The 24058-nt window shown below is 64.4% G+C and carries 27 protein-coding genes and 1 pseudogene; 15 read left to right on the top strand and 13 right to left on the bottom strand.

What is annotated here, in order from left to right:
• Positions 1 to 5: 5 nt before the first annotated feature.
• Both BST47_RS12850 and BST47_RS12845 read right to left on the bottom strand, forming a co-directional pair.
• The gene (locus tag BST47_RS12850; RefSeq protein ID WP_083125922.1) at positions 6 to 806 is read right to left on the bottom strand and encodes a D-alanyl-D-alanine carboxypeptidase family protein; all 801 of its coding nucleotides are present in this window, start codon (positions 804 to 806) and stop codon (positions 6 to 8) included.
• A gap of 105 nt (positions 807 to 911) precedes the next feature.
• Entirely contained in the window at positions 912 to 1790 is an 879-nt protein-coding gene (locus BST47_RS12845) for a D-alanyl-D-alanine carboxypeptidase family protein (protein WP_083125921.1), read from the bottom strand.
• A 45-nt stretch (positions 1791 to 1835) separates the two neighbouring features.
• Between BST47_RS12845 and BST47_RS12840 the strand changes: the two genes are divergently transcribed.
• The gene (locus BST47_RS12840; RefSeq protein WP_207568606.1) at positions 1836 to 2255 is read left to right on the top strand and encodes a nuclear transport factor 2 family protein; all 420 of its coding nucleotides are present in this window, start codon (positions 1836 to 1838) and stop codon (positions 2253 to 2255) included.
• A gap of 3 nt (positions 2256 to 2258) precedes the next feature.
• Here the strand turns inward: BST47_RS12840 and BST47_RS12835 are convergent, their stop codons facing one another.
• Positions 2259 to 2741: a nuclear transport factor 2 family protein gene (locus tag BST47_RS12835; protein WP_083125920.1), complete on the bottom strand. Its 483-nt coding sequence runs from the start codon at positions 2739 to 2741 to the stop codon at positions 2259 to 2261.
• 178 nt (positions 2742 to 2919) lie between these two features.
• Between BST47_RS12835 and rpsP the strand changes: the two genes are divergently transcribed.
• The 4 genes from rpsP to trmD all read left to right on the top strand — a co-directional run bounded on the left by rpsP (position 2920) and on the right by trmD (position 4992).
• A complete protein-coding gene (gene rpsP, locus BST47_RS12830) occupies positions 2920 to 3459 on the top strand; it encodes a 30S ribosomal protein S16 (protein WP_083125919.1) in 540 nt (179 codons plus the stop codon).
• Between the two features lie 10 nt (positions 3460 to 3469).
• Positions 3470 to 3712, top strand: a complete 243-nt coding sequence (locus BST47_RS12825) for an RNA-binding protein (RefSeq protein ID WP_003881089.1) — start codon at positions 3470 to 3472, stop codon at positions 3710 to 3712.
• Between the two features lie 72 nt (positions 3713 to 3784).
• Positions 3785 to 4300: a ribosome maturation factor RimM gene (rimM, locus tag BST47_RS12820; RefSeq protein WP_083125918.1), complete on the top strand. Its 516-nt coding sequence runs from the start codon at positions 3785 to 3787 to the stop codon at positions 4298 to 4300.
• A gap of 14 nt (positions 4301 to 4314) precedes the next feature.
• Positions 4315 to 4992 carry a tRNA (guanosine(37)-N1)-methyltransferase TrmD gene (gene trmD / locus BST47_RS12815; protein ID WP_107528962.1) on the top strand — a complete coding sequence of 226 codons (678 nt, stop codon included), beginning with the start codon at positions 4315 to 4317 and terminating at the stop codon, positions 4990 to 4992.
• Positions 4993 to 5041: 49 nt separating this feature from the next.
• Here the strand turns inward: trmD and BST47_RS12810 are convergent, their stop codons facing one another.
• Positions 5042 to 5959: a serine hydrolase gene (locus BST47_RS12810; RefSeq protein ID WP_083125916.1), complete on the bottom strand. Its 918-nt coding sequence runs from the start codon at positions 5957 to 5959 to the stop codon at positions 5042 to 5044.
• A 306-nt stretch (positions 5960 to 6265) separates the two neighbouring features.
• On the opposite strand from BST47_RS12810, the gene rplS reads away from it, so the two are divergent.
• The 4 genes from rplS (at position 6266) to BST47_RS12790 (ending at position 8715) form a co-directional block, all read left to right on the top strand.
• Positions 6266 to 6607: a 50S ribosomal protein L19 gene (gene rplS / locus BST47_RS12805; RefSeq protein ID WP_006242158.1), complete on the top strand. Its 342-nt coding sequence runs from the start codon at positions 6266 to 6268 to the stop codon at positions 6605 to 6607.
• Positions 6608 to 6642: 35 nt separating this feature from the next.
• Positions 6643 to 7545 (top strand): signal peptidase I, encoded by a 903-nt coding sequence (gene lepB, locus BST47_RS12800; RefSeq protein WP_234809687.1) that lies wholly within the window; start codon positions 6643 to 6645, stop codon positions 7543 to 7545.
• Between the two features lie 73 nt (positions 7546 to 7618).
• Positions 7619 to 8362: a ribonuclease HII gene (locus BST47_RS12795; protein ID WP_083125915.1), complete on the top strand. Its 744-nt coding sequence runs from the start codon at positions 7619 to 7621 to the stop codon at positions 8360 to 8362.
• Positions 8363 to 8409: 47 nt separating this feature from the next.
• Positions 8410 to 8715: a DUF2469 domain-containing protein gene (locus BST47_RS12790; RefSeq protein WP_083125914.1), complete on the top strand. Its 306-nt coding sequence runs from the start codon at positions 8410 to 8412 to the stop codon at positions 8713 to 8715.
• 6 nt (positions 8716 to 8721) lie between these two features.
• On the opposite strand, the gene BST47_RS12785 is transcribed toward BST47_RS12790, so the two are convergent.
• Entirely contained in the window at positions 8722 to 9828 is a 1107-nt protein-coding gene (locus BST47_RS12785) for an NAD(P)H-dependent amine dehydrogenase family protein (RefSeq protein WP_083125913.1), read from the bottom strand.
• Between the two features lie 123 nt (positions 9829 to 9951).
• Here BST47_RS12785 and BST47_RS12780 point away from each other — a divergent pair, with 123 nt between their 5' ends.
• The 4 genes and pseudogenes from BST47_RS12780 to BST47_RS12765 all read left to right on the top strand — a co-directional run bounded on the left by BST47_RS12780 (position 9952) and on the right by BST47_RS12765 (position 14362).
• Positions 9952 to 10920: an LLM class flavin-dependent oxidoreductase gene (locus tag BST47_RS12780; protein ID WP_083126149.1), complete on the top strand. Its 969-nt coding sequence runs from the start codon at positions 9952 to 9954 to the stop codon at positions 10918 to 10920.
• A 16-nt stretch (positions 10921 to 10936) separates the two neighbouring features.
• The gene (locus tag BST47_RS12775; RefSeq protein ID WP_083125912.1) at positions 10937 to 12004 is read left to right on the top strand and encodes an NAD(P)H-dependent amine dehydrogenase family protein; all 1068 of its coding nucleotides are present in this window, start codon (positions 10937 to 10939) and stop codon (positions 12002 to 12004) included.
• Between the two features lie 21 nt (positions 12005 to 12025).
• Positions 12026 to 13222 (top strand): cytochrome P450, encoded by a 1197-nt coding sequence (locus BST47_RS12770; RefSeq protein ID WP_083125911.1) that lies wholly within the window; start codon positions 12026 to 12028, stop codon positions 13220 to 13222.
• 28 nt (positions 13223 to 13250) lie between these two features.
• A pseudogene (locus BST47_RS12765) lies at positions 13251 to 14362 on the top strand (ABC transporter substrate-binding protein).
• 136 nt (positions 14363 to 14498) lie between these two features.
• Here BST47_RS12765 and BST47_RS12760 read toward each other — a convergent pair.
• From BST47_RS12760 to BST47_RS12750, 3 genes are read right to left on the bottom strand one after another with little or no spacing between them, the layout of a single operon-like run.
• Positions 14499 to 15476, bottom strand: a complete 978-nt coding sequence (locus BST47_RS12760) for a TIGR03621 family F420-dependent LLM class oxidoreductase (protein ID WP_207568595.1) — start codon at positions 15474 to 15476, stop codon at positions 14499 to 14501.
• A 7-nt stretch (positions 15477 to 15483) separates the two neighbouring features.
• Positions 15484 to 15948, bottom strand: a complete 465-nt coding sequence (locus tag BST47_RS12755) for a VOC family protein (protein WP_083125909.1) — start codon at positions 15946 to 15948, stop codon at positions 15484 to 15486.
• Positions 15945 to 17177, bottom strand: coding sequence for an alkyl sulfatase dimerization domain-containing protein (locus BST47_RS12750; protein ID WP_083125908.1), 1233 nt, complete (start codon positions 17175 to 17177; stop codon positions 15945 to 15947). Before BST47_RS12750 ends, BST47_RS12755 begins: the two co-directional genes overlap by 4 nt.
• A 71-nt stretch (positions 17178 to 17248) precedes the next feature.
• On the opposite strand from BST47_RS12750, the gene BST47_RS12745 reads away from it, so the two are divergent.
• On the top strand, positions 17249 to 18424 hold the full coding sequence (locus tag BST47_RS12745) for a sulfotransferase family protein (RefSeq protein ID WP_083125907.1): 1176 nt from the start codon (positions 17249 to 17251) through the stop codon (positions 18422 to 18424).
• Positions 18421 to 19413 carry a zinc-dependent alcohol dehydrogenase gene (locus BST47_RS12740; protein ID WP_083125906.1) on the top strand — a complete coding sequence of 331 codons (993 nt, stop codon included), beginning with the start codon at positions 18421 to 18423 and terminating at the stop codon, positions 19411 to 19413. Before BST47_RS12745 ends, BST47_RS12740 begins: the two co-directional genes overlap by 4 nt.
• Here BST47_RS12740 and BST47_RS12735 read toward each other — a convergent pair.
• From BST47_RS12735 to BST47_RS12715, 5 genes are all read right to left on the bottom strand, one after another.
• Entirely contained in the window at positions 19391 to 20059 is a 669-nt protein-coding gene (locus BST47_RS12735; protein ID WP_083125905.1) for a TetR/AcrR family transcriptional regulator, read from the bottom strand. The two genes, BST47_RS12740 and BST47_RS12735, sit on opposite strands and share 23 nt — an antisense overlap.
• A 64-nt stretch (positions 20060 to 20123) precedes the next feature.
• On the bottom strand, positions 20124 to 21467 hold the full coding sequence (locus BST47_RS12730) for a TetR/AcrR family transcriptional regulator (RefSeq protein WP_083125904.1): 1344 nt from the start codon (positions 21465 to 21467) through the stop codon (positions 20124 to 20126).
• A gap of 104 nt (positions 21468 to 21571) precedes the next feature.
• Positions 21572 to 22126: a nuclear transport factor 2 family protein gene (locus BST47_RS12725; RefSeq protein WP_083125903.1), complete on the bottom strand. Its 555-nt coding sequence runs from the start codon at positions 22124 to 22126 to the stop codon at positions 21572 to 21574.
• Positions 22123 to 22764, bottom strand: a complete 642-nt coding sequence (locus tag BST47_RS12720) for a nitroreductase family protein (protein ID WP_083125902.1) — start codon at positions 22762 to 22764, stop codon at positions 22123 to 22125. Before BST47_RS12720 ends, BST47_RS12725 begins: the two co-directional genes overlap by 4 nt.
• 11 nt (positions 22765 to 22775) lie before the next feature.
• Positions 22776 to 24056, bottom strand: a complete 1281-nt coding sequence (locus tag BST47_RS12715) for an amidohydrolase family protein (RefSeq protein WP_083125901.1) — start codon at positions 24054 to 24056, stop codon at positions 22776 to 22778.
• Positions 24057 to 24058: the final 2 nt, after the last annotated feature.

The raw sequence follows: 24058 nt of genomic DNA, 5'->3' as shown, positions 1-24058 counted from the left end.
TCGCTTCAGCGCGGTTGGCCGAATCCCCAGTCGAACAAGCGCATCGCCTGGCCATACAGATCGCCGGTGCCGTACATCTCCACCACCACGAGACGACGGTTGCCTCGCTGGGCGGCGGCGACGAAGGTCTCGCGGGCGAGGTTGGTGAACCCGGTCTTGCCCGCGAACGTGCCGGGGTAGCGGGTCAGGAGCTCGTTCTGGTTGCTCAGCGTCTTGCCGGGGAATGGTGCCGATTGCGACCGCATGATCTGCGCGATGAGCGGATATTTCAGGGCCGCGCGATAGATCAACGCCAGGTCGAATGGCGTGGTGGTGGATTCCCATCCGGGGCCGTCCAGCCCCGACGGCGACGAGGCCCTGGTGGAACGGGCACCGAGGCCGGCCGCCTTGCGATTCATCGCCGGGATCGCGACACCCTGCCCGCCGAGCATGTCGGCCAGCATGTTGGCGGCGTCGTTGCCCGACACCATCAACAGCGCCGACAGCAGCTGGAGGACCGTATAGGGCTGTCCGGGTTTCAATCCCACGCACGAGCATTCGACCTCGGTGTGCGACGAGTTGGCGCGGGCGAAGTTGTCCGGCCGCAGGTGGTCCAGCACCACCATCGCCAGCAGCGGTTTGATGGTGCTTGCGGGCGCATGCGGCTCATTTGGGTTGCGGGAGGCCAGAATTGCGCCGGTGTCCAGATCGGCGAGCAGCCACGCCTGCGCCGGTCCTTCCGGCAACGCGACTGCCCCCGACGGCTCTATGGGAGGCTGGGCCGCGGCAGGCGTCGCCACCGCGTAGGTCGCACACAGAGAGAACATTGTGATCACCAACGCGGCCAACAACTTTCGCACGAACGCCGAGCGTAACCGGCGCGTTCCCCTTCGCGGTCTCGAACGCGTTGCGATTCAGCAACTTTGCGTCGGCTAAAGACTGCCGATCGTCGCATTTCGATCAAGTGCAAAGCCCCAGTCCAGCAGGCTGGCGGCCTGGTCCCAGTAGGTCGGCTGCCCGGGCTTGTCCATACCGAACATCATCGCGATGACCAGGCGTCTGCCGTTGCGCCCCGCTGCGCCGACGAACGTCTTCTGCGCAAGGTCGGTGAAGCCGGTTTTGCCGCCGAGCGTGCCGGGATAGCGCTTGAGCAGCTCGTCCTGGTTGACCAGCACCTTGTCGCCGGTCTTGGTGGGGAAGACGGCGGTCGGCTGTGCGGTGATCTGCGCGAACACCGGGTTGGCCATGGCGGCGCGGAAAATCACTGCGAGGTCATGCGGTGAGGACCACATGTCGATACCTGGACCATCGAGACCCGACGGTGAGCCGGCATTGGTGCCGTACGCACCGAGCAGCGCCGCCTTACCGTTCATCTTCATCACGGCGACGTCTTGACCGCCGAGCATGCTCGCCAGGGTGTTGGCGGCGTCGTTGCCCGACACGAGCAGTAGCGCCTCGAGCAGCTGGCGGGTGGTGTAGACGATGCCGGGAGCCACGCCTGCGCAGTTGCATTCGACCTTGGTGTCGGCCTCGCTGGCCACGATTGTCGCGTCGAGCGGGAGTTCGTCGAGCACCGTCAGCGCAAGCAGCACCTTGATGGTGCTCGCCGGTGCGAACTGGCCGTACTCGTCGCGGGCCGCCAGCACGGCGCCGCTGTCCATGTCGGCGACGATCCACGCCTGGGCGGGGCCTTCGGGGATCGGCACCGAACCCGATGGCTGGATGACGCCGGCGGGCACCGCCGACGCGACGGCGGTCCCCCCGGCGACCAGGCACAGCGCGGTCGCAATGCAGACGAGAATCTTCCGCATGACGGGTGAGCCTATCCCCGCAGAGTGATCGTGTTCAATCGACTCATGTTGAGCCTGGAAGAGATATCGGATCGTTTCGAGATACAGCAGCTGATGATCGACTACTCGAACGCGATCGATCAGAAGCAATTCGACGACCTTGATCGCGTCTTCACCCCGGACGCCTACATCGACTACCGCGTCACCGGTGGGATCGACGGGCGTTTTCCGGACGTCAAGACGTGGCTCAAGGAAGTGCTTCCGAACTTCCCGGCCTACTACCACATGCTCGGCAATTTCGATGTCCGCATAGACGGCGACACCGCGTCATCGAAAACCATCTGCTTCAACCCGATGGTGTTCAACGCCGAAGAGAAGCAGATCCTGTTCGTCGGCATCTGGTACGTCGACGAGTTCGTCCGCACCGCAGAGGGCTGGCGAATGAGCAAGCGCGTCGAGGAGAAGTGCTTCGACAAGCTGTTGTAGCGTTCAGCGGCGTGCCAGCTTGGCCGCCGCCCGGGTGAGCCGGTCCGAAATGCGCACGGAGAACAGCGGATTGAAGAAGTCCGTGCGCAGACGGGTCAACGTCGAGCTCGTGATGCGCCACTGACCGTCGATCTTCTCGTACGTCTCGTGATAGTGCCCCCAGCCGTCGAGGTTCAGGCCGGGCGCCAAGCGCACGATGTCGTTGAGCGCCCAGATTCCGCGCGCGGTGGTCGGCGAGGTCAGTTCGATCTCCGGCGCGTGCACCTGGTGCACGGTGGGCTGCGTGTTCAGGGTCTTTCGCACGAAGGCGACGAACTCGTCGGCACCGTCGATCACCTTGCCGCCCGACGGCGTCGTGTCGCTGTGAAAGTCGTCGGCGAAGACGCCGCGCCAGCCCTGCCAGTCCTTGGTGTCCAGGAAGCGGCAGTAGCGTGCCTTCAATTGCTTGATGGCTTCGATCTCGAGCAGGGTGTCGGCGGCGTCCACATCCGAGAGGGTAGCGACCGGATTTCCACCGGTAGGGGCTGTTCTGGCAGAATGGGCGGCTGTCTGCCACGCAACTCCGGCTGTGTGGCGGTCACACACGTAAGGCAAAACCGGGTGCAGGCAATCCGCAGGCATCGCTGAATTGCAGCGTGGCAATCACAGGAGAAGTTCTTTAATCATGGCTGTCAAGATCAAGCTGACTCGGCTTGGCAAGATCCGCAATCCCCAGTACCGCATCGCCGTCGCTGACGCGCGCACCCGCCGTGACGGCCGGTCGATCGAGGTCATCGGCCGGTACCACCCGAAGGAAGATCCGAGCCTGATCGAGATCGACTCCGAGCGGGCCCAGTACTGGCTCGGTGTGGGCGCCCAGCCCACCGAGCCCGTGCTGCAGCTGCTGAAGATCACCGGCGACTGGCAGAAGTTCAAGGGTCTGCCCGGTGCCGAGGGCACGCTGAAGGTCAAGGAGCCCAAGCCCAGCAAGCTGGACCTTTTCAACGCGGCATTGGCCGAAGCCGAGGGCGCACCGTCGGGCGAGGCGACGCAGCCCAAGAAGAAGAAGGCGCCTGCCAAGAAGGCCGCCGAGAAGGCCGAGACGGCTGACGAGGCGCCCGCCGAGCGTGCCGAGGCCACGCCGGCCGAGGCCACGCCGGCCGAGGCCGCACCCGAGTCGCCGGCCGCTGGCTCCTCGGACGAGTCCTCGTCAGCCGAGAGCTGAGGGCGCCGCTGTGAGCTCAGTCGTCGTCGACGCCGTCGAGCACCTGGTTCGCGGAATCGTGGACAACCCCGACGATGTCCGGGTCGACATGGTCACGAGCCGCCGCGGGCGCACCGTCGAGGTACACGTCCATCCCGACGACCTCGGCAAGGTCATCGGCCGCGGCGGACGCACCGCGACCGCGCTGCGCACGCTGGTGGCCGGCATCGGAGGCCGCGGGATCCGCGTCGACGTGGTGGACACCGACCAGTAGGTCCGGCGGGCTGGAGCGATGGGGGCACCTCCCGCCCGGAGGGCAGGGGGACGGCGAGGGATCGGGGCAGTTATGGACCTGGTTGTCGGGCGGGTCGTCAAGGCGCACGGGGTCACCGGAGAACTCGTCGTCGATGTTCGTACCGACGACCCCGAAACCCGCTTCGCGCCGGGCACCAGCCTCCGCGCTCGCGCCAAAGGCGGAACCGAACGCCGCTTTGTCGTCGATACCTCGCGTCCGCACAGTGGCCGGCTGTTGGTCCGGCTCGAAGGAATCGCAGACCGCAACGGCGCTGACGCGTTGCGGGGCACGCTGTTCCTCGTCGATTCCGCGGACCTGCCGCCGATCGACGATCCCGACGAGTTCTACGACCATCAACTGGAGGGGATGCGGGTCCGGACCACCGCCGGAGCCGACGTCGGCGCGGTCGCGGAGGTGCTGCATACCGCTGCGGGCGAGTTGCTTTCGGTACGAACCGGCGAGCGTGAGGTGCTCGTGCCGTTCGTCGGCGCCATTGTGACGTCGGTGTCGTTGGCGGATCAGGTGATCGAGATCGACCCGCCCGATGGTCTGCTGGAACTGGAATGACGATGAGCAGCGGTCTGAAAATCGATGTGGTGACCGTGTTCCCGGCATATCTCGATCCGCTGCGACAGTCGTTGCCGGGCAGGGCGATCGAGGCCGGAATCTTCTCGGTGGCGGTGCATGATCTGCGCCGCTGGACCCATGATGTGCACCGCTCGGTCGACGACTCGCCCTACGGCGGTGGGCCGGGGATGGTCATGAAGGCTCCGGTCTGGGGTGAGGCGCTCGACGAAATTTGTTCCGAGGACACCCTTTTGGTGGTCCCGACGCCCGCCGGCAGGCTGTTCACCCAAGCCGACGCCCGGCGGTGGAGCACCGAAAAGCACCTGGTGTTCGCGTGTGGACGGTACGAAGGCATCGACCAGCGGGTTGCCGACGATGCGGCCCGCCGGATGCGCGTCGAAGAAGTGTCGATCGGCGACTACGTGCTGCCGGGCGGTGAGTCCGCGACGTTGGTCATGATCGAAGCGGTCGCGCGTCTGCTGCCGGATGTGCTCGGCAATCCCGCTTCCCACCAAGATGATTCGCATTCTGACGGGATTCTGGAAGGGCCGAGCTACACTCGGCCGCCGAGCTGGCGCGGGCTCGACGTGCCCGAGATCCTGCTGTCCGGCGACCACGCCAAGATCGCAGCGTGGCGACGCGAACAGGGGCTGCAACGCACCCGTGAGCGTCGGCCCGACCTGCTGGACTGACCGCCGTCCTCTGCGGCACGCATGCTGGTGTGGCCCGGCTCGGCCAGAGCTAGATGCGGCCGCCGGGGAACATCGTCTTGACGAGTTGGGTGACGTGATCGCGTGCGGCCGCTTCGCCGGTGGGATCCAGCGATCCGACGGCCATGACGTAGCGTCGCTCTGGGCCGATGACGCCGGTGGACACGTGTAATTGGTTGGCGCCGCTCCAACAGCAGAACCACCCCTGTTTGACGGCGACAGGCTCGGCGTAGAGCCCGTCGGGAATGCCGAACCGCTGCGGGTAGCCGTCGATTCCCCTCGGCGTCGACTGCGCGAGATTGGCCAGGATGACGTTGGCCTGCTCCTGTGGCAATCCGCCGGTGCCCGCCAGCAATTTGTCGTAGTACCGGACCAGGTCGCCCGCGGTGCTTGTCGTGAGGTCCCATTTGCCGTTGTACGGCTGCTTCGTGTTCGCCAGGCCGTACCGTGCCACCACGCGGTTGACGATGTCGCTTCCGCCGCTGCGGTTCCAGAAGTTCTCGGCCGCACTGTCGTCCGACGATCTGAGCATGACGTCGAGCGCGCTGCGTTCGGCGGGTGACAGCTCCGTTTCACCCTTGGATTCCTGCAGTAACAGGTCGTCGGCGATGAACAGCTTCACCACGGATGCGATGGGGAACGACGCACCGTCCCCGCCCGACACCTGTTGGCCGGTGTTGCGATCCAGCACCACGACGGAGATCTCGGCACCGGTCTTGGCGGCGTTGGCGATGGCTTGGCGGGTGCGGTCACCCAGTCCGTTGAAGGTGGCGGCGGGTTCGTCGGGTGGAGCTTCGGGCAGCGGCGCCATCCTGCCCTGCGGTACGACGACCGTCAGCGCGGATTCCGGGGGAGTTCCGTACACCCGGGCTTCGCACCCGCTCGCGGACAGCACCGCTACGCCTGCGATGGCGAGTGACGTGACCAGTTTCGACGGCCCGCGTCGCATGACCCTCCTTGACGCTGTCCTGGAATCGGTGTCGGGCTAACTACTCCGCCGTAGCCTTTAACCAGCCTAACCGTCTCTGGTAGCCGACGCTTGGTCAGACCGCGGGCGCGTTTGGGAGCGGTTCATCACCGGATTTCACCGGACGGGGGCCCATCTGGCACAATTGAAAAGTTGTCTGTGCCGGTCGGGGACCTTGAGCCTCTCCGTCCGCTGCGAGATACACCCCGAAACCCGAAAGATCGGCTCGGCGACGCGATTGATTTCGCGACCATGCCCGCGGCCGCCGACAGCAAGGATGTGTCACCGATGAACACGCTGGACTTCGTCGATCAGGCGTCGCTGCGCGACGACATCCCGGACTTCAGCCCCGGCGACACTGTGAACGTGCACGTCAAGGTCATCGAGGGCTCCAAGGAACGTATCCAGGTGTTCAAGGGCGTCGTCCTGCGCCGGCAGGGTGGCGGCATCCGCGAAACCTTCACCGTGCGCAAGGAAAGCTACGGCGTGGGTGTCGAGCGGACCTTCCCGGTGCATTCGCCCAACATCGACCACATCGACGTCGTCACACGTGGCGATGTGCGCCGCGCCAAGCTCTACTACCTGCGCGAACTGCGTGGCAAGAAGGCGAAGATCAAGGAGAAGCGCTGACCGGGGTCGTCGGCCGACACGCCAGGTTCTGACGCGTGGCAGCCGATGATCGCGGCGACGAGCGCCGCGGTGGCTACCCTGATGCGGTGAGTGGATCCACCGACCCCGATCAGCCCACCGACCTCACGTCCGAGGACTCCGATTCCGAAAACGATGTCGCCGCCGGGGAGGCTCCGGAAGACGACGCCGACGAGCCCAAGAAGAAGCACGGCGCCCTGCGCGAATTCGCGATTCTGATCTCGATCGCGCTTGTCCTGTACTACGTCATGCTGACGTTCGTCGCGCGCCCGTACCTCATCCCGTCGGAGTCGATGGAGCCCACCTTGCACGGCTGCGCCGGCTGCACAGGCGACCGCATCATGGTCGACAAGCTGACATATCGGTTCTCCTCGCCGGAGCCGGGTGACGTCATCGTCTTCAAGGGTCCACCGAACTGGAACATCGGCTATAAGTCGATTCGTTCCGACAACACCGCGGTGCGCTGGGTACAGAACGCGCTTTCGTTCATCGGCTTCGTCCCGCCCGACGAGAACGACCTGGTGAAACGCGTGATCGCGGTGGGAGGGCAGACCGTCGAGTGCCGAACGAACACAGGGCTGACGGTCGACGGCAAGCGCCTCGACGAGCCGTATCTCGACTACACCACGATGAATGTCGCGCCCTCCAACCCCTATGCCGCGTGCCTTGGCAATGAGTTCGGACCGGTGACGGTTCCCGAGGACAAGGTCTGGGTGATGGGCGACAACCGCACGCATTCCGCGGATTCGCGCGCGCACTGCACCAACACGCCCGAGGACGCGCAACGCGGCGTGCTGTGTACGGGTGACCCGGAGGCGGGCACCGTGCCGATCGACAATGTGATTGGAAAAGCACAGTTCATCGCCTGGCCACCCTCGCGATGGGGTGGCGTGGGAAGTGTGAACCCGCAGACCCAATAGGAGTTTCGCGATGAGCCGCTCAGGGCGAAGTGGGGGCACCGCCCGCCGAAGGCAGGGGGACAGAGGGCCTGAGTTGCCTGCGACATGGCCTCCACGGACGGTGATCCGGAAATCCGCCGGCCTGCGTACGTTGGAGTCCGCGCTGTATCGAAGTGGGCTAGGACCGGTGGCGGGTGTCGACGAGGTTGGGCGCGGGGCCTGCGCGGGCCCACTCGTGGTGGCGGCATGCGTCCTCGGGCCGAACCGGCTCGAGAGCCTGGCGGCCCTCGATGACTCGAAGAAGCTCAACGCCAAAGAGCGTGAGCGGCTGTTTCCGCTGATCCGCAGGTACGCGTTGGCCTATCACGTGGTCTTCATCCCGACGGCCGAGGTCGATCGTCGCGGGGTCCACGTGGCGAACATCGAGGGCATGCGACGTGCCGTGGCGGGCCTGTCGGTACGCCCGGGGTACGTACTGTCCGACGGCTTCCGGGTGCCGGGTCTGTCGGTCCCATCGCTGCCCGTGGTCGGCGGTGACGCGGCCGCGGCGTGTATCGCCGCGGCCAGTGTGCTGGCGAAGGTGAGTCGTGACAGGCTGATGGTCAAGATGGAGGCCGAGCATCCGGGCTATGGCTTCGCCGAGCACAAGGGTTACAGCACCCCGGCGCACAGCGCAGCGCTTGCCGAGTTGGGCCCGTGCGGCGAGCATCGGTATTCGTTCATCAACGTGCGACGGCTGGTGACGGTCGAGAGTGAGATGGGCCCGGTGTTGGTACCCGACATCGGGCTCGACACAGAATTCGACGCCGAACCCGAACAGCAGAGCCGATTCGGGTAGGGGAGGATTGGAGTCGCGATGAACGCGTATATGAAGGAACTGAGCCGATGAGTGCCGAGGATCTCGAAAAGTACGAAACCGAGATGGAGCTCTCGCTCTACCGCGAATACAAGGACATCGTCGGGCAGTTCAGCTACGTCGTGGAGACCGAGCGGCGCTTCTACCTCGCCAACAGCGTCGAACTGGTGCCCCGTAATACGGAGGGCGAGGTGTACTTCGAGCTGCGGCTCGGCGACGCCTGGGTGTGGGACATGTACCGTCCGGCGCGCTTCGTCAAACAGGTTCGGGTCATCACCTTCAAGGACGTCAACATCGAAGAGGTGGAAAAGCCCGAGCTGCGGTTGCCTGAGTAGGCGCCGTCAGCCCTGGGCGCTGAACGCTCCCTTGGGAATGGTGAGAGGCAGGTCGACGGAGCTCACCAGGCCCGGCGGTGCATCGACCACGTAGGGCACTGCGTTGACCACACGCATGGCCGTGGCGACCATTGCTCCCGCCCCGGAGGTCATGGTCTCGATACCGGCCTTCTTGCGGTCGCGAAGTGTCACGTCGAATGTGCAGTCGATGTCCGGTGTGCCGGTGATGACCACGCGATAGCCGAGGGCGTTCGGCAGTGTGGGCCAGTGCGGTGCGACGTCGGGAGCCAGCCGGGTGACGTGTTCGATGACGATGGCCTCACGGCCGTCGACGACACCGATCGCCTGCATGCGCAACGCGCCACAGGTGCCGGCTTCCACGGTGCCCATGGCGACCTCGAGAGGCCGTTCGGTCACCGCGCGATCGAACGTCGATCGCATCTCGTGAACTTCGACGCCGAGCGCGTCGGCGACCATCCTGATCTGTCCTTGCCATTCGCCTTCGATGGCACCCGGCATGGCGATCCACGGCTCGTATTCGAGCGGACGGCCGAATCCCATTGCGTCACTCATGATGTCGGGTACGCCGTAGTCGTCGTACAACCCGATCTCGTAGCAATGGATCTTCTCGATCTGTGACGACTGGGTGGCCAGCACCAGCGGAAGGTAGTCGGCGGCGAATCCGGGTTCGATGCCCGATGCGTACAGCGACGCCTGGCCGGCCTTCGCCGCGGTGACGAGCTGATCGCGCCACTCGGCGGGTTCGTAGGCGTGCGGATTGACCAGCCGCGTCGTACTCGTCGTCACCACGTTGATGCCGGCACTGAGCAACGTGACGTAGTCGGGTATCGCCAGCGCATCGCGTTCCGGTCCGCTGGCCGCGTAGATGACACAGTCGGGCGCCAGAGCGATCAGCGCGTCCGCGTCGGTGGTGACCGCCAGCCCGATCGGCTCCCCATTGGCGAGTTCGCCCGCGTCCATCCCGTCCTTTTCGGGTGAGTGCACCCACACCCCGGCGAGGTCGAGATTCGGTCGCTGGTGGATGGCGCGGATCGCGATCGAACCGATCCCGCCCGTCGACCACACCACGACGCGGTGCGTACCTTCAGCCATGTTTCCTCCTCTTGGAGAGCGACGATCCGATCAATTAGAATAGTAATCACTATTACACCTGAACGGAACAAAATTTAGGTTAGAGTCGGACGACGTGACTACCCCAGCTTGGACGCGACGCTGATGTTCACCCTGCGGTTCGACATGCGCGCCCCCGGGGGCGGCGCATCCGCGACGGAGCTCTACGCGGCGGCCATCGACATGTGCTCGTGGGCGGAGACGCGCGGCGCGCTGGTCGCGGTGTTGTCCGAGCATCACGGCACCGACGACGGCCATCTGCCGGCCCCGCACCTCCTCGCTTCCGCGATCGCGGCACGCACCAATCAGCTCGCGATTCTGCTGGCCGCCGTGCCGATCACCTTCTGGGATCCGGTCCGGCTGGCAGAGGAGATCAGCATCCTGGACATCATCAGTAAAGGACGGGTGTCCTATGCCTTCGGAATCGGGCACCGCACAGAGGAATACGAACACTTCGGGGTAGCCGTCGCGGGGCGCGGCAAGTTGGCCGACGAATCGCTCGCATTGGTGCGCAGGCTGCTCGCGGGCGAACCTGTGGAACACGAAGGCAGACGTATCCGTGTCACCCCGGCTCCCGCGACGGCCGGTGGGCCATACATGCTCATCGCGGGAGGAAGTACGGCGGCGGCGCGGCGCGCGGCGAAGTTCGGGCTCGGCTTCATCGCGCAGACGGACTCGCCCGCACTCAAGGACTTCTACGAGGCCGAATGTCGCGCCAACGGCCATGAGCCGGGCGTGCTCCAGTTCCCGGTACCCGGCGCGCCCACGGCGGTGTTCGTCGCCGACGACCTCGACGCAGCCTGGGACGAGCTCGGACCGTACCTCCTGCACGATGCGATGACGGCGGCCTCCTACCGACACGGTGACGAGTCGGTCGCCAGCATCTCTCGAGCCGAAACTGTTGCCGCGCTTCGTGAGACACCCGGACCCTATCGAATCTTCACCCTCGACGAGGCCGCTGCAAGCATCCGTCGCGGTACGCCGCTGCCGCTCCTCCCACTGTGCGGCGGTGTTCCGCCCGACATCGCGTGGCCCTATCTGGAACGCGCCGTCATGGCGTCCGAACAAGCGTGACCGTCAGGAGGAGACCATGACATTGAGAACCGTGGTTTGGTCGACCGGGGGCGTCGGATCCATTGCGATAGAAGCGATTGAAGGCAGACCCGACCTCGACCTCGTCGGAGTATGGGTGCACTCGCCGGAGAAGGTCGGCAAAGACGCGGGCTCACTCGCCGGCATCGACCCGATCGGGGTCACGGCGACCGACGATGCCGACGCGCTCATCGCGCTGCAGCCTGACTGCGTGGTGTATGCCGCCAGCGGACCCGACCGTGACGCTGGGGCGGTGCCGGACTATCTGAAACTCCTCGAAGCCGGTATCAACGTCGTGTCGACGTCGTCGACCAGCCTGGTGTATCCGCCGGCCTACTACTCACCGCAGTGGCGTGAGCAGATGGAGAGTGCGGCCAAGTCGGGAGACGCGTCGTTCTACGCATCCGGAATCTTCCCCGGGTTCGGTTCGGACCAACTGGCACTGCTGCTGGCGACGCAGTCCAGGACGATCCGATGTCTCAAGGTCACCGAAGTCGCACTCAACGACCACTACCCGGTTGCCGACGTGATGATGAACGGCATGGGCTTCGGCCATCCGCTCGACTTCGAACCTCTTTTGAAAACACCCGGTTTCATCGAAATGGCTTGGCGAGCACCGGTTCATCTGATGGCGGCTGGACTGGGCGTCGAAGTCGAAGAGGTCCGCGGGACACTCGACCGCAGGGTGACCGACCGAGACATCGAGGTCGCATTCGGCACCATCAAGGCGGGCACCTGCGGCGCGGTGAGCACCAGGGCTGCGGGGGTGGTCAACGGCAGGGAAGCGATCGTCGTCGAGCACATCATCCGGATGGCGCGTGACGTGGCGCCGGACTGGCTGACATCGGAATTCGACGCGACGTATCGCGTCGACATCGACGGCGATCCGGACATCCACTGTGCCATGAACGTCGGTGCCGCGGAGGGCCATGCCGCGGGCCACGCAGCGATGGCAGCCACCGCGATGCGGGTGGTCAACGCCATCCCCTATGTGGTATCAGCCCCGGCAGGGCTGTTGAGCTCGCTCGACCTGCCGATTACGTTGCCGCGACACGCATTTAGTTGACCGACTTGAGGAGAGCAGCAGATGACCAGCGCGAGTATCGCAGATCTGTACTACGACCCCTTCGACTTCGACATCGATGACAACCCCTATCCGATCTGGCGGCGGATGCGGGATGAGGCGCCGCTCTACCACAACGAGAAGTACGGGTTCTATGCGCTGAGCCGCTACGACGATGTCGCGCGCGAACTGCACAACTGGGACACCTACCGGTCGGGCAAGGGCACGACGATGGACATCATAATGAGCGGCGTCGAGGTGCCGCCCGGCGTGATCCTCTTCGAGGACCCGCCCCTCCATGACCTCCATCGACGCGTGCTGTCAAGGGTTTTCACACCGCGCCGGATGGAGGCCATCGAGCCCCTGACTCGTCAGTATTGCGTTCGTGCGCTTGACGCCCTTGCGGGTTCCTCGCGCTTCGACTTGATCGCAGACTTCGGCGCGCTCATCCCGATGCGGACCATCGGCTATCTGCTGGGCATCCCCGAGGAGGGGCAACAACAGATTCGGGACAACACCGACGCGTCGATCGGTCTGAAAGACGCAAGCTTCCGGTCCGTGTCAAGCGCCACCTTCGAGAATGCCTACCAACTGTTCGCCGACTACATCGAATGGCGAGCCGAGCACCCTTCCGATGACGTGATGACGCAACTACTCAACGCCGAAATCGAAGAGGACGGGACGTTGCGGCCGTTGACCCGCATCGAGGTGCTGACCTATACGAGCATGATTGCGGGGGCGGGCAACGAGACGACCACCCGGCTGATCGGCTTCATCGGCCAGCTGCTCGCCCAGCATCCCGAGCAGCGCCGTGAACTCGCCGGGGACTTCTCGTTGATTCCCCAGGCAATCGAGGAGGTGCTGCGCTACGAGTCGCCGTCGCCGGTGCAGGCCCGCACCGTCGCCCGGGACACCGAGGCGCATGGGCAGCCGATCGCGGAGGGTTCGATCATGTTGCTGCTCAACGGTTCAGCCAACCGGGATGAGCGGCATTACCCCGACGGGGAGAGTTTCGACATCCACCGCACCGGATCGCATCTGTCGTTCGGTCAGGGATTGCACTTCTGCCTCGGCTCGTCGCTGGCGCGTATGCAGGCGAGGGTGGCGCTCGAAGAGATGCTGACCCGTTGGCCCGAATGGGACGTCGACTTCGACAATGCCGAGATGGCGCACACCTCCAGTGTTCGCGGATGGGGCAAGCTCCCCATCGTCACGGCTTAGCCCATCCAGAATCGACGTCAGGGGAGTCATGTCATACGAGAGCACAGCTGAGCCGATCAGGATCGGTTACCTGATGGACTTCAAGTTGTCCGAAGACTTTCCACAGCACTACCGCGACGATCTCACCATTCCGTTCGACATGGTTTCGACGACGCCATGGCCAAGGGCATCATCGACCGGCCCGTCGAGATCGTTTACGGCGAGGTCCGAAGGGCTATCGAAGGGCACTGTGAAGGCAGTCATCGACGCCTACTCCGAGCTCGTCGGCGATGGCTGCATGGCGATCTTCGGTCCGCATGTCGGCGACAACGCGGTCGCGATCAAAGACGCGCTGAACGAGCGATTCCGGGTGCCTGAGATCAGTGTCACCGGCTCGGATGAGGCGCTGGGATAGTGGTTCTTCGCGTTTCCGATGGGATCCCACTTCGACGAGCCGATATTCAGGGCCCACCTGCTGGTCAAGGGTGGCCACACCGACGTGGGCGTGCGGATGGAGCAGTCGCTGGTAGGGGAGGCGTACGTTGCGAACTTCCGGAAGGCTTGCCGGCAGCGCGGTATCAGGATCGTCGCCGAAGCCTCGATCGCTCAGCCTGCCCAGGACGTGAGCAAGGCCGTACAGTCGCTCTATGACGCGAAGGTGCAGGCGATCGTGCACGCGGGGTTCGGGTTTGGAATCGTGTTCGTCAATCCCGCCCTGGCAGAACTCGACTGGGATCCGCCTAGATTCGCTGGAACTGCGTTCGAGAACGCGTGGATCAACCGGTCATGTGGAATGCGTTCATGGGCTGGACGGGGATCGATCAATACGACGAGGGCAATCAGGTAGGACAGCGCTTCGTCGACGAATTCAAGGAGAGAACCGGCAGGCCTCCGGAATGGTGTGTGCCGGTGGTGAATCGCGATGTCGCGCTGACGATTCTACACGCCGTCGTCGACGCGCACCCACTGAGTCCGCGTGGAGTCAAGGAGGCGCTCGAGCGCGTGAAGTCCGTACCGGCAGCGTCCTACGCGCCCGGCACCAGGATTCCATTCGGGAACTGGACCCGCAGGGACTGGATGGGTTCGGGATATCTGGTGGCCCGTGAGTTGGAACCCGACGGAGTCAACTCCCGTCTGGTCGCTCGTTTCGGCGAGGCATGACCGGGAGCCGCCTCTGTGACCCGCGCACAGCCCCGGGGTGCTTAGCGCATCCTCCGTCGAGGGTGTCAATCAGGTCGGCGATCTTGCGCCGCTCGGCGGCAACGGCCACGTAGACCCGTTCGTGTTCCATGCCCGGCTATGTGCCCGTGAGGCGTTCGACGATGGCTGAGAAGTCTGCTGGTCTGGCGCCATACGGCATCACGAAGTAGTTGAATCCCAACGTGTCCCGCAGCGTGCGGAGCTTGTCGCTGATCTCGTCGAGGGTGCCGATCGCAACGACGGGCGAGTCGAGGAGCGTTTGCAGGCGCACGTCGACGTCCCCCACCTCACCACCGTAGCGCGACACCGTTGCGCTCAAGACGTCCAGGAATCCGCGCGCCGCTGCCTCGGCGTCGTCAGTAATCACCGCGAACACCAGCATCAAGGACAGCTCGATGTCGGCGAACCGGTCACCAGCGGCCGTGGAGATCCACCCGACGCGCTCCTCGAATGCATCGATACGGAAGCTCGACATGTCGTCCACGACGGCTCCGCCGGTGCCGAAACTTGCCCCGAGCACCTGGATGATGTCGGCGTGCCGGGCAGCCATCGACAGAATCTTGGCCCCGCCGCCGCCGATCATGATCGGCGCCCCGCCGGGCTGGATCGTGGCGGGCGTCCCCTCCAATTCAGTGATGGTGAAGTGCTCACCCACGAAAGTACATGCGCGCGTGGAGAACAAGCTCTTGACAATCTCGATAGTCTCCCGCAATCGGGCGATTCGCTTCGGCGCGTCATCAAACGATATGCCGGACTGTGCATAGTCGGCCTGTACCCAGCCCGCCCCAAGGCCGACTTCGAGCCGGCCTCCCGACAGCACGTCAAGGGTCGCCAGCTCCTTCGCGAGGACCGCCGGATGGCGGAGGTCCTGGTTGAGCACCGCGGTCGAGAGTCGCACATTCGATGTCGCAGAGGCGATGGCCTGCAGGCCGAGTAGCGGGGCGACGGGGGAGTTGAAGTGGTCGTTCAGCGCGATGGTCGAGTAACCGGCGAGTTCGGCCTCTCGACCGAGCTCGACGAGCTCCGATGCGTTGTTCGCCGAGGCGATGAGTCCGAACCGCATCGGCCTCGTCATCGCCGCGTCACTGGGGTTCGCCATCGACCAGCGAAAACCAGTAGTCCATAAACGGTTTCATCGCTTGGCCGACCAGCTCGATGCGTGGACCTCCGGGCCCTTTGCAGTACGCCCACAGCAGCTTGCGCGAATCATCGGGAATATACGATTTGACCTCCACCGCCCATCCGTTCGCCTCGAGCGTCTCGACGTCTGCCTCGACGTCGTCAGACCAGTAGCCGATGTGGTGGACACCGGAGTCGGCCGGCTCCCATATGGTGCCGGGGATCGTCTGAATGATCTCCAGCCGGGGTTCGGACTTTGAGTACGCCATCCGCATCGGAATCGTGATCTCACCCTCGGGAGTCACGGCGACCTGGTCGACCGAGACCACATCGGTCCACTCGTAACCCGCCACCGCGGTGAACCATTCGAGGGTTTTGTCGAAGTCGTCGACGATGATCCCACTGTGGTAGAGGTTCTCGGGTTTCACTTCTTCTCCTCGTCGGCCTTGGCGGCGTTCAGCTCCTGCTGAAGCCATTGCAACTCGCTGTGGTTCTTCTCGCCGTCTGCGGCGGCGAGCAGCTGCTGCAGCGCGTCCCGTTTCACAGTTGATGCGGCTCTGTCATCTGGCGCCTGCGACAGAATGATGTCCGTGAGGTGCAGCGCACGAAGCGGGCGGCCGCCGTCAACGTGGGCCTTCGCGCGTTCAAGCAAAGCGGTAGTACCGCCGGCCAATTCGACGACGTCGGGCCACACCGCAGACGCGGGCACGTCGTAGAGTTCGGTCGTCGATTCGTAACGGAACCACCCGACGTGTTCCTCCCAGATCGATCGAACGATCCAGGGCACCTTCCCGTGTACCTGGGGAATCGAAAGATCCGAGGGCAGTGCCACATCGCCCATCAGGGTCCATAGATCGTGGCCGTTGTTCATTCCGTCGATAGTGCGGTCGCGGAGGTACTTCGTGGCGTCCCGGACCTTGGTCATCGTGGCTTCGATCTCGTCGGCACCACGGAACGCTTCGTGCCCGTTGACGAGGATCTGCGGGCGCAGCGCGATGATGCGGTCGACCGAATGAATGAACGCCATTGCGCTGCGGATCTTGTCCCCGCGCAACGTGTAAAGGTTCGGCACGTGTCCGAAGAAGGGCCCCATCAGGTTGCCGATAAAGGCGGTGCGGTGTTCGGGCATCCAGACGGCGAGCGCGTCCGTGGTCTCGCCGCCGGGGGTTGAGTAGAGCTCGAATCGGCGTCCCCCCACTTCGAATGCGTGGTTGTCGATGAAGGACGAGGTGAGGACCGGTTCGGGAGGCATGTCTGCTGCGCTCGACGCGACATCCATGAATGCGCCCCAGAGTTTCATGATGCGCCGGACGTAGAACGGATGCAGATTGCGCCAGTATTCACGCACGTCGCCGTGGTTGGCCTGTGCGATCGTCTCAACCCCAGGGTCGTTGAACCAATCCCAGCCGCCGACATGGTCGGGGTGCCCCTGGGTGAAGGTGACCACGCGCAGGGGACCGCTTGAGACCTTCGCGAAACGCTCCTTGATGCCATCGGCCTCGAAGTGCGTGCCGGTGTTGATCAGGACGTCGCCCTCCGGCGAGGTGACGAGATAGCTGTTGGCGATATTGCGCGACATGAAGATGCCATCGCCGAGATCGACGGCGTGTTGGTCGCCCTCTCCCTGCTTCACCAGCGAGTCCAGCGATTGCGCCACAGTTGCCCCTCCGGAACGAGTTTCACAACAACCTAACATTTGTTCTCTATGGTCGTATAGTCTCTGCGGGCATGACGGCAGCGAAGATTGGTCAGCACAACGACGATGTCGAGCGACTCGTCACCGCGGCGTGCGAGCGTGCCGGTCTCGACGACTTCGGCGCCGACGGATGGCGTGAGGGACTGGAGGTGCTTGTCGCATCGGTGGAGTCGGCACCTGCCGCAACCGAGGGCGGACGCGGCTACGTGTACGGCCAGTTCGTCGACGCTTTGTGGAACCGGCTGCGCATCGTCGACTACCTGAAGGCGCACCCCGAGGTCACCGACGAGTGTGTCGAACGTCCGCTTGTCGTGCTGGGACTTCCGCGTACCGGTACCTCGCTGGCCAGCTATCTGCTCGACCAGGATCCGATGCGGCGATCGTTGTTGACGTGGGAGGCCGAAGATTCGGTGCCACCCTCGACGGCGGACACGCTGTACACCGATCCGCGGTGCCTGAAGAAGAAGGCCGAGCTCAAGGTCCTTGCCGAGGGGCTTAAGGCGGCAAACATCCCGCTCGTGCACTGGGACGAGGCCGACGGCCCGACTGAGTGCATTTTCGTTCAGGGGCAGGACTTCAAAGCCTACCTGTGGGAGGCCTTCATGCCGAACGCCGTGTACGCCGACTGGCTACTCGAGGCCGACATGACCAGCGCCTACGCATACGAGAGGGCGGTGCTGCAGTTGTTGCAGTCGCGAGCGTCCGGTTGTTGGTCGCTCAAGATGCCGTCGCACGCGGTTCACATCGAGGCACTGTTGAAGGAGTTTCCCGATGCGCGCCTGGTGTGGGCACACCGTGACCCCTTCAAGTCCACCGCGTCGTTCCTCCGTCTGAACTACCTCTCGCGCGCCGTGCTCGGCGCCGACGCCTGCGATGTGGTGCCGAACGTGCTGCGTCAGCTCCGTGCGCACGTCGAACGGCCGATGCTGACCAGGAAGCGCATTGGCGACCACCGATTCTTCGACCTGCACTACTCCGAACTGATGCGTGATCCGGTCGGCGTGATGCGCTCGCTCTACGACTGGGCCGGCGACGAGCTGACCCCGTCGACCGAGCAGGCGATCGTCGGCTGGCTGCAACGGAATCCGCAGGACCGCCACGGTGCGCAGCCCTACTCGCTCGAGGGCTCCGGCGTGACGCGTGGCGACCTGGAGCCCATCTTCGACGAGTACCTCTCGACCTTCGATGTGGAACTGGAGGACGCGTGAAGATCGCGGTGACGAATGAGCGACACGGCTTCGACATCGTGGAGGTACCCGACCCGACACCGGGCCCGCAGGAGTTGATCATTCGAGTCGCCGCCTGCGGTGTCTGCGGCTCGGATATCAAAGCGCAGCCCTATATGCCTGCAGGCATGGTGATGGGCCACGAACTCGGCGGCGAGGTGGTGGCGGTCGGGGCCGGGGTCAAGGGACATCAAGTGGGATCCAACGTCGCCGTGCTGCCGGTGATCTCATGCGGATCGTGTGCGGCCTGCGCTGCGGGGACCGTTGCGCACTGCGCTGCGACCCGGTACTTGGGGATGGGACCCGACCGGGGTGGGTTCGCCGAGTTCGCCGCTGCGCCTGCGCGCCACTCGTTCAGACTGCCCGACGACCTCCCCGGCACTTATGCGGCGCTCGTGGAACCATTCGCGGTCGGCTTGCACGGTGTGCACACCGCCGAACTGGCTGAGGGCGAGTCCGTGCTGGTGGTCGGCGCCGGAGGCGTCGGCCTGACGACCACGGCGTGGGCGCGCGAGACGGGAGCGCAGCGCATAACGGTCGTGGATCCCGATGCGCGCCGACGAGATTCGGCCGTCGCGATGGGCGCAACCGATGTGGCAGCGTCCGCCTCCGATGTCGAAACCGGCGCCTACGACGTCGCGATCGAGTGCGTCGGGCGCCCCGAATTGCTGCAGGTTTGTCAGGCTGCGCTGCGCGCGTTCGGGCGCATTGTGATAACCGGAGCGTGCGACCAACCCATGCCGATCGAACCCATAACCGCACTGCTCAAAGAGCTGACCATCAGATTCTCGGTCTGCTACCGGCCGGATGAATTCCGGGAGACCATCGCTGCCTTCGCCGGCGGCGCGATCGACCCGACACCGATGATCGGTCCGATACTGAGTCTCGACAGGATCGGGGACGCATTCGACCTCGTGCGTGCCGCCGGCGTACATGGACGCGTCTTGGTCAACCCCGGCGGGAGCGCTTAGCGGCGGCGCCGGCCGAGCGAAGCCGCGGGTGTTCGGCGGCGACACCGGCGATCACCGCGTAGAGGTACGCCTCGAGTTCATCTGCCGTCTCGATTTCGGCGATGCCGCTGGCGAGCCGGAACAGAAAGCCGCCCAGGAAGTTGATGACCGCAACCGCCTGTTCGCGGATCAGTTCACGATCGAGCGGTTCACCCGCGGGCTGCACCTGCGCCACCGCTTCTTCACCGATCGCTCGGAACGTATCCATCAATCCCTCAAACACCGCACCCAGTTCCTGGTCGCGGGCCGCGATCATCATGAGTTCGAATCGCGCTCGTGCTCGGGATCTTTCGGGTTCGATACCCGTCCGCATCGCCTGCGATGCGAGTCTCGACAACAGGGTCTCGGCTTGATCGTCTTCCGCTTCTTTGGCGGCGGTCATCGCGGCGGTGAAGTCGGCGACGTCCTGTGACACCACACGGTCGACCGCGCCACGAAGCAGCGCCGAACGAGTTTGGTAGTAGAAGGACGTCGTACCGTCGGCGACCCCGGCGCGTCGGTCGACCCGCAGATGGGTCAGCCCGCGTGCGCCGTCTTGCGCCAACAGTTCTATCGCCGCGTCGCAGAGTTCGCGCCGGCGAGCCTCGACGTTTGGTTTTCGTCTCATCGCAGTCCGGACAGCCTAACGAGCGATTCGGTCTGCAGGGCGCCTGCGGCCGACGCCGTCGGCGTCACGACTCGCGGACGCTGATGCCCCGCAAGGTGGTGTCACGGGCGAGGATCAACGCGTTCCGCGTACCGATCTGTTGAAGGATGTTCTCCGGAATCCACTGCTCACCGATGATGCACCGGGCCAGCACTTCGGCAGCCGGACTGCCGTTACGTATCTCGCCGGCGCGAATTCCTTCGGAGAGTAGGGCTTTCATCTGCCGAATCCGGGTGGTGAACGACCACGCGGGATTGGAGGTATCCGGAGGCGTATGACGCAGCCACGCCAGCTGGATCCGAAACTCGTCAGGGAACTGATCGAGCGCGTTGATGTTCAACCAGCTCAACGCATCAAGCTTCTCGACCGTGGTGGCATCTGTTCGCACGATCTCCGTCCACGCGCCGCCGACCTTGTGTCCGAACTCCAGCATGATCGACATCAGCAGCTCGTCTTTCGAGCCGATGACGCGGTACACCGTGCCGGTCCCCAGCCCCGCGGCGGACGCGATGTCGCGAATGGTCGTCATCTCGTACCCGCGGCGGCCGAACTCGGAGCGGGCAACGGCCCGCACGTGGGCCGCCTTGAGATCGCTGTCGTCTTCGGTGTCAACCCAACTCTTGATCACTTCTTCAGCGGCCGCGAACGCCTTCGACTTGTCCAGGTCCGTGTCGAGGGGCATGTCGACTGCCAGACCCTCGAGAGTGATGTGGCTTTTCAGCCTGGCGAGTTCGTCTGCCGATGCCTTGTGCCGGATGACGTCCAGGCCAACATGCAACATGCTCTGGCACACCCGGTCGGCCAGGGTGGGAAGGTCAAGGTCGGATCGGATGTATCCGCTCCAGCGACCGGCCCGAAGCGCCTGCAACATCGCGGCCTGGATCGTTGACGGCGGGCGCTTCGTCAATTCCATGAGTTCGGGGTCCGAGCTGGGACCCTCGTAGAACGACATCTGCAGCGCCGCCCGATGCTCGACTGCGCAGCGGGCGATCTCACATCCGAGCTCGGTGATCTGCTCGGCGACGGGGCGGGGGTCCGGCGCATCGAGACGTGCCAATGCCGACTCGCCGACGCGGTCCAGGTCTGCGTGATAGCGCCTGATCAGCTCGACGAGGATGGCTTCCTTGGAGTCGAAGTGGTGGTAGAGGCTGCCCGCGAGGATGCCCGCAGCGTCGGCGATCTGCTGCAGCGAGGTCCGAAGACCCGTTGTGGCGATGACAGAATTCGCGGTCTTGAGGATTTCCGTACGCCGCGTCGCATCGACTGTTGGCTGGTCGGTGACGGCGGTGAGTTTCGCGGCGCGCTGACCCTTCTTAACCGGGGGCCCGCTCCGTTTGGAACTCCGCTTCACGGCGTCGGCATTGGCCATCGCTAACTCTGTACCCTTCCTGGCGTCGTCGGCTCCGACAACTGGTACGAGATCCTACCGACTACCGCTCGAACTGCGGGGATGCCGCAATTCGGAAGGGGCGCTCACGAGGGTGCGGCCGCCCGCGACGCGACCAACGGTCGGTCATAGGAGGGGTCCGTCTTATCGTGCGTGGCCACTTTCATGGAGTCCGCCATCATGGCAATCACCTCGTCGGTGATGAACGACGTCGACTCCGCGTTCCACTCGACGACACATACCCGGTCGACGATCGCCCACCGTCCGTCGCGTCGCTGGAGGCGATCCACGTAGCGTCCGCCCGAGACAGTCACATGGTTGGCGGGCTCGCGGTCGGTCCCCACGAAGAGGTAGTAGGTCTCGGAATGTGCTTCGTCTCCGTTGAGTTCGACGGTGTGGTTGAGCAGGTAGTGCTGGTAGCGAGTTTGAGTGGAGTGGTACGCGAAGGCCCAATCGATGAAGTCGTCGACCTCGCCGATGAATCCGACGTGGTCGTCGACGGCGCCGTCGTGATACGCCGATCGAAGTAACTCGCGATCGCGCCGGTCCATACCCCGGGCATACCTCTGCATGCAGTCCTGGATCGCGGCACGGTCCTCGAGACGAGTGATCCGTTCCCGCAGATCGACGTCGCTCGTCATTGGCTACCCCATTCGTCGACGGAGATGACCTCGTCCAGATCGCGACGAGGCGTTGGTGCGAACGTGCGTCCGGTGTGCAACTTCGCGACGGGAAGCAGGCAGCCCTGGACGAACGTCGCGGGTATCCCCAGCAGTTCGCCTACTTCCCGCTCGTACTCGAGGTGCATCGTCGTGATGCAGGTGCCGTACCCACGCGAGTGCAGTGCGAGCTGGAAGTTCCACACGGCGGGGAAGATCGATCCGTAAAGGGTGGCCAGGTAGAAGGATTCATCACCGTCGGTTCGCGGGTAGCTGGGCTCGTAGCACGGGATGACCAGCACCGGCACCTCGTGCAGATTCTCGACCAGGAACTCCGTCGATGACATCAATCTGGCTTCGGAGGTGCCCGAGGGCATCAACTCGGCGATCAGCTGCCCACCAACCTTGCCGAGGTAGGTCTCGCGATACAGCTCGGCGATTCGCGCCCGAAGCGAGGGTTCGGTCACAACCATCCACCGCCACGCCTGCTGGTTCGAACCATTCGGTGCATGCAACGCGATCCGCAGGCACTCGCGAATCTCGTCCAGGTCGACAGGAGTCTGGAGATCCAGTGCCTTGCGTGCGGACCTCGTCGTCGTGAGGAGTTGGTCGATGTCCACGAACGCCTCGACTACGTCGCGATCTTCGAGGCAAGGTCGAGCACGGTCACGGTGCCGGTGCCTGCCTTCTTCAGCCGCTCCGAGGACCGGAAGCCGAGATCGACGTCCTCGGCTTGGGCGCGCAGGGCGCCCACGGTCAGCTGCTCCTTCGGAATGTGATTGAACATGTCGAAGTTGTACAGCCGCAAGGCATTCTCATGGGTAATCTTGTCGATGTCGTCATCGGGAACGCCGTCGAGGTAGATGTCGAGAGTCTCCGGGGCCAGCGGCCAGGTGGAGTCCGAATGCGGGTAGTCGCACTCCCACGTCACCATGTCCATGTTCAGCTTGTCGCGGTTGGCGACCCCGAACTCGTCGTCGATGAAACAGAGCGCGACCCGCTCCAGGAAGACCTGGCTGGGTGTCTTGTCCCCGAAGTCCTGGTGCGTCCACGCGCGGTGCGTCTTGTAGACACGGTCGATGCGCTCCAAGAAGTACGGTACCCAGCCGATCCCGCCCTCCGACAGCGCGAACCGCAGATCTGGGAACCTGCGCAGCATCGGCGACCAGACCAGATCCGCCGCGGCTTGCACGATGCTCATCGGTTGAAGCGTGATCATGGTGTCCACCGGCGCATCGATTGATGTGATCACCACGCTGGAGGAGGAACCGATGTGCAGATTGACGATGGTGCCCTCGTCGCTGCAGGCCCGCCAGAACGGATCCCAATGCGGATCGTGCAGAGACGGGTAGTCGATCTTGGTTGGGTTCTCCGAGAACGAAACGGCGTGGCAACCCTTCCTCGCAGCGCGCCGCACCTCCTCGGCCATCAGCTGCGGATCCCAGATCGGCGGCAGCGCTTGAGGAATCATTCGCCCTGGATATGCTCCGCACCATTCGTCGATATGCCAGTCGTTGTACGCGCGCAACACTGCGAGCCCGAGATCCTTGTCTTTGGCGCGGGCGAAGTACTGACCACAGAACTGCGGAAATGACGGAAAGTTTAGTGCTGCGGCCACCCCGTTGGCGTTCATGTCCCGGATGCGCTCGTCGATGTTGTAACAGCCTTCGCGGATCTCGGAAAGTTTCGTCGGCTCGGCGCCGTACTCGTCTGGAGGACGCCCTGCGACAGCATTGAGGCCGACGTTGGTGGCCTCCGCGCCCTCGAAAACCCATGCGTCGGTGCCATCCTCGCGTCGGATCAGCTTGGGAACGTCATCCTTGTACCTGGGCGGTATGTGCTTGTCGAACAGGCCAGGAGGCTCGACCATATGATCGTCCACCGAGACGAGGACCATATCGTTCATGTCCATGG

The sequence above is a fragment of the Mycolicibacterium tusciae genome (assembly GCF_002086795.1).
GTDB classification, from domain to species: Bacteria; Actinomycetota; Actinomycetes; order Mycobacteriales; family Mycobacteriaceae; genus Mycobacterium; species Mycobacterium tusciae.
Note: the sequence above shows the minus strand (reverse complement) of the source record. Positions and strands in the feature narration are given on the sequence as shown.